This is a genomic window from Syntrophomonas sp. UBA5494 (assembly GCF_002426325.1).
Genome location: NZ_DIPG01000124.1, coordinates 7548 through 12200, shown reverse-complemented (window position 1 = coordinate 12200; position 4653 = coordinate 7548). Strand labels below are relative to the sequence as shown.

The 4653-nt window shown below is 50.5% G+C and carries 5 protein-coding genes; all 5 read left to right on the top strand.

Annotated elements, in window-relative coordinates:
• On the top strand, nucleotides 1-322 hold a 322-nt coding region (locus tag B3W37_RS13825), incomplete at its 5' end, for a dipicolinate synthase subunit B (protein WP_483176152.1).
• 81 nt (nucleotides 323-403) lie between these two features.
• Nucleotides 404-1420, top strand: coding sequence for an aspartate-semialdehyde dehydrogenase (locus tag B3W37_RS13820; RefSeq protein ID WP_483176151.1), 1017 nt, complete (start codon nucleotides 404-406; stop codon nucleotides 1418-1420).
• A 4-nt stretch (nucleotides 1421-1424) separates the two neighbouring features.
• Nucleotides 1425-2663, top strand: coding sequence for an aspartate kinase (dapG, locus tag B3W37_RS13815; RefSeq protein WP_483169249.1), 1239 nt, complete (start codon nucleotides 1425-1427; stop codon nucleotides 2661-2663).
• A gap of 17 nt (nucleotides 2664-2680) precedes the next feature.
• Nucleotides 2681-3559: a 4-hydroxy-tetrahydrodipicolinate synthase gene (gene dapA / locus B3W37_RS13810; RefSeq protein WP_483169250.1), complete on the top strand. Its 879-nt coding sequence runs from the start codon at nucleotides 2681-2683 to the stop codon at nucleotides 3557-3559.
• 203 nt (nucleotides 3560-3762) lie between these two features.
• Nucleotides 3763-4653 (top strand): ribonuclease J (locus B3W37_RS13805; protein WP_483176150.1); only part of this gene is annotated, 891 nt, incomplete at its 3' end.

Here is a 4653-nt window from a genome sequence, read left to right as displayed (position 1 = left end):
GGTTATGCCGGCTACCGGCAATAGTATTGCCAAATTTGCCAACGGTATTGTTGACACGCCCGCCTTAATGGCCATGAAAGCTCAGCTCAGGAATCAGCGTCCGGTAGTTATTGCCATCTCTACCAATGACGGCTTGGGGCTGAACGCTAAAAACATCGGCCTGTTGCTCAATACAAAAAATATTTATTTTGTACCCTTCAGACAGGATAATCCCATGGAAAAAAGCAATTCCCTGCAAGCTGATATGGACCTGGTCTACGATACTATCGTCTCTGCTTTAGAAGGCAAACAACTGCAGCCGGTCTTGCTCGGCCCCCGCTAATTCATTGAGTCGGTCAAAACGGTGTGCTATATTATATAAATAGTATTTTCTTAGTATTATTTGCAGGAGGTAACGAATCCGATGGCCGTAGGAATTAAGTTGGCAATAGTGGGTGCGACAGGCGCGGTAGGGCAGGAAATGCTCAAGGTCTTGGAAGAGAGGAATTTTCCGGTGCGGGAATTGATATGCTTGGCAGATCCCCGCGAAGCCGGAAGCCGCTTGAAATTCAAGGGCGAAGAGTATACTGTGGCCGGAGCAAGCCCGGAAGCCTTTAAGCGTGCCGATATAGCGCTTTTAGCAGTCGGATCCGATGTCAGCAAAATGATGGCTCCGGGTATTGTAGCCCAGAACTGCGTGGTGATAGACAACAGCTATGCGTTTCGCATGGACCCCGAGGTGCCTCTGGTGGTTCCAGAGGTAAATGGCGACGATATTGCCATGCATAAAGGCATCATCGCCAATCCCAATTGCTCCACAATTATTATGGTGGTAGCCATTAATCCTTTGCATAAGGCAGCCGTTATCAAAAGGATCCTGGTTTCTACCTACCAGGCGGTGTCCGGTGCGGGCAAAGCCGGTTTGGATGAACTGGATCAGCACATCCAGGCCGCTATGCAGGGTATAGATCCGGAACTGAACGTATTTGTTCACCCCATAGCATTTAACGTGATTCCGCATATCGATGTTTTCGAAGATAACGCCTATACCAGAGAAGAAATGAAAATGGTCTTAGAGACCCAGAAGATAATGCACGCCCCTGAGTTGCGGATTGCGGCAACCGCGGTACGAATTCCGGTATACCGCAGTCATTCCGAATCGATATATATAGAAACCGAAAAAACCTTATCCCCCGATGAAGCCCGACAGATTTTGGCCGCTGCCCCCGGGGTGGTAGTGCAGGATAGCCCCGAGCAGAACATATATCCGATGCCGCTTTTTAGCTCCGACCGCGACGAGGTTTTTGTGGGCCGTATTCGCAGGGATCTGTCCTGTGAAAATGGTCTGGCTCTGTGGGTAGCTGCCGATCAGATCAGGAAAGGCGCGGCGACCAACGCGATTCAGATTGCTGAGATCGTCGCGGAGAAAAACCTCTATTAGGAAGGTGTTTAAACTGAGGATAGTTGTTCAGAAATATGGTGGTACCTCTCTGGCCACCTCGCAGGCCAGAGCCCAGGTTTGCCAAATTGTCAGCCAGACTCTAGCTGAAGGTTATAGAGTAGCGGTGGTGGTTTCGGCTATAGGCAGGACCGGAGATCCTTATGCTACCGACACCTTCATCAATATGATGCGGGCGGTAAATCCTTCACCCAACCCGCGGGAGCTGGATCTTTTGATGTCCTGTGGCGAAATGATCTCGGGCTTGATTTTATCATCGCATTTGAACGCCATGGGGATCGCGGCCCGCTTCTTTAACGGAGCCCAGGCCGGGTTGGTCACCGATGGAAACTACGGCAACGCACATATTCTATATGTCAATCCCAAGAATGTAATGGAATGTCTGGAACAGGGGATTGTTCCGGTTATTGCCGGTTTTCAGGGCACTGCCGAAGAGGGAGAATTAACCACTCTGGGACGGGGCGGCAGCGACACCACCGCCAGTGCTTTGGGTGTGGCTTTGAATGCTGAATTTATTGATATTTTTACCGATGTGGAAGGCATTATGACCGCTGATCCGCGCATTGTAACCAATGCCAGACTTTTAAACGCCATTACTTACAATGAAATCTGCCAGTTGGCCCGGGATGGAGCCAAGGTGATCCATCCCCGTGCGGTGGAAATTGCCATGCAGCGAGGGATACCGTTGCGGGTGCGTTCCACTTTTTCCAATTCAACCGGCACCCTGGTCACTCATCATTCCATGGGGTATGACGACATAAGCATCATCCGCGATGCGCTGATTACCGGAGTCACTTACACCTCGAATATAGCGCAGCTGAAGATAGGCATCACAGAGCCTGACCGGCAGAGGGATGTGCCTTTAAAAGTTTTTAAGTGCCTGGCTGAAGCTTCCATCAGTGTGGACTTCATCAGCGTGCAGCCCGAACTGATTCTGTTTACGGTAGGAGAAGACATGGCTGAGCAGGCCGAGCAAACCTTGCGGGGTATCGGCTTTGAACCCGGAGTGGAAGTTAATTGTGCCAAAGTTGCCATAGTTGGCGCTGCCATGACCGGGATCCCCGGGGTGATGGCCCAGGTTGTGGAGGCTTTGACAGAATATGATATTCCCATTTTGCAATCAGGGGACTCATATACCAATATATGGTGCCTGGTGAATAGAGAACATATGGAACAGGCGGTCAGAGCGCTCCATGACAAGTTTGAACTGGGGAAAAATAATTAAATGGTGGTGATCGTAGGATGGCAGTACCCAGACTGATGACGGCGATGGTGACCCCTTATAACGAAGACTTGAGTGTGAATTACGCCAAAGCAGCTGAATTAGCCGAGTACCTCTGCAAGAACGGCAGCGAGGGACTGGTGGTTTGCGGCACAACCGGTGAGTCGCCGGTGTTGAATGACGAGGAGAAACTAAAACTTTACCAGACGGTACAGGATCAAGTAGGGGATCGTGTACCGGTGTGGGCAGGAACCGGTTGCAATGATACCGCAGCGGTGGTGGAACTGAGCCAGGCTGCGGTTAAAACGGGTGTGGCCGGCGTCATGGTGGTAACCCCTTATTATAATAAACCTACTCAAGAAGGCTTATACCAGCATTTTCGTAAAATCGCAGAGAGTGTGCCGGTGCCGGTGATGCTTTATAATGTACCGGGCCGCACCAGTTCTAATCTCTTGCCCGAGACCATAGCCCGCCTGGCTGAAGTGGAAAACATCACTGCGGTAAAAGAGGCCAGCGGCTCAATGGATCAGGTTTCTCAGCTCTTGACCATGATCCCGGAAAGAATCACGGTATATTCTGGTGACGACTCTCTGACCCTGCCTTTAATGGCTCTGGGGGCCCATGGCGTGGTCAGCATCGCCTCCCATGTGATCGGCAAACCTATTGCGGAAATGATTGCGGCCTTTGCGGCCGGAGAGGTGAACCGGGCCAGCCAGCTGCACCGGGAGTTGTTCGCCATGTTTAAGGGCCTGTTTATTACCACTAATCCCATTCCGGTGAAAACCGCTTTGAATATGCTCGGTCATGACATGGGCGGATTTCGTCTGCCCCTGACACCGCCGGGTGAAAACGAACAAGCATTTATAAAAGCCTTGCTGGCGCGATATCAGCTATTATAACCATTAGCTTCTAAAGGGGGCCTCACGGTTAGTCATTGTGTTAAGAAATGACTAACCGTGAGGCCCCCTTTTGGTCTGTTGGCTTAATTATAGGCAGGGTTTGCTTGGAGTTGTTAATACCCTTATTATCGGCTATAATAAGCCAAGTGGAAGTGTGCGGTGGTATCTTTCATTTTTAAAAAATTAAATAAGGAGGTGCTCAAGTGTCAGGACTTGATTCCCGCTTACAGATCATTCCCCTGGGCGGTTTGGGGGAAGTAGGGAAAAATATGGCGGCAATCAGATACGGTGACACCATTCTGGTTATTGACGCAGGGCTGATGTTCCCAGAGGACGAGTTGCTGGGCATAGATATAGTGTTGCCAGATATTACCTATTTGATCGAAAATAAGGACAAAGTGAAAGGCGTTTTGCTAACCCATGGCCATGAGGACCACGTAGGCGGGCTTCCCTATATGCTTAAGGAAGTTAACGCGCCGGTCTATGGCAGCAGGTTAACCATAGGGATCGCCGCCAACAAGCTGCGCGAGCACGACATCGACTATGCATCCTTGCAGGTGGTCAAACCCCGCGACAGCATCGATTTCGGCGATATGCAGGTGGAGTTTATTCGCGTCTGCCACAGTATTCCCGACTGTTTAGCTATCGCCATCCATACCCCCCTGGGAATAATTCTGCATACCGGGGATTTCAAACTGGATCAAACTCCGGTGGACGGGGAAACCGTTGATTTTCGCAAACTGGCGGAAATCGCAGAAAAAGGCGTTTTGGTAATGCTTTCAGACAGTACCAATGCTGAGCGCCCCGGGTTTACCATGTCGGAGAAAGTGGTGGGGAACACCTTTGACAGCCTCTTCGGCCAATGCGATGGCCGTATAATCGTCACTACTTTTGCCTCCAATGTACATCGCATTCAACAGGTGATCCGCACCGCTGAGAAATTTAACCGCAAGGTAGCCGTCTCAGGACGCAGCATGGTTAATAACGTACAGGTGTCCAGCGAGCTTGGTTATATAGATATCCCCCCCGGAATACTGGTGGATATCGAAGACATCAGCCAATACCCGCCCGAGCAAATGGTGATAGTGACTACC

Coding starts and splice junctions, on each gene's coding strand:
- B3W37_RS13820 (WP_483176151.1), top strand. CDS start 404: ATGGCCGTAGGAATTAAGTTGGCAATAGTGGGTGCGACAGGCGCGGTA.
- dapA (WP_483169250.1), top strand. CDS start 2,681: ATGGCAGTACCCAGACTGATGACGGCGATGGTGACCCCTTATAACGAA.